The 360-nt window shown below is 60.8% G+C and carries 2 pseudogenes; both read left to right on the forward strand.

Annotated features, from left to right (window positions below):
• Positions 1–200, forward strand: a pseudogene (locus tag K6M89_RS30730) (nitrogenase component 1); the annotation flags it as partial.
• Between the two features lie 33 nt (positions 201–233).
• Positions 234–360 (forward strand): annotated as a pseudogene (locus tag K6M89_RS31975) (NifX-associated nitrogen fixation protein); the annotation flags it as partial.

Genomic DNA, 360 nt, shown 5'->3' on the forward strand with positions numbered 1-360 from the left:
CGCTGATCCCCGGGGCGGCAGCCGGCGGATGCGCTTTCGATGGCGCCAAGATCGTGCTGCAGCCGATCACCGACGTCGCGCACCTGATCCATGGGCCTCTCGGCTGTGAGGGCAATTCCTGGGACAATCGCGGATCGGCTTCCTCAGGTCCAACGCTCTGGCGCACGAGCTTCACGGCGCTGACCGAAGCAGGCGCCATTGAAAAGAAGCCTTTCGATGAGGAGGACTAAGAAATGGGTACATTGACAGGAAGTACGAATGGCCCTGCTGTCAACGAAGATGGGGATCTCGCCACCCCTTTTCTCAGATGCCTGATAAGGCTCATCCGCGCTCAGGATGCCCATGGGGCGTGGGAAGGCA

This window comes from Rhizobium croatiense, from assembly GCF_019793465.1.
In the GTDB taxonomy this organism is placed as follows: Bacteria; Pseudomonadota; Alphaproteobacteria; order Rhizobiales; family Rhizobiaceae; genus Rhizobium; species Rhizobium croatiense.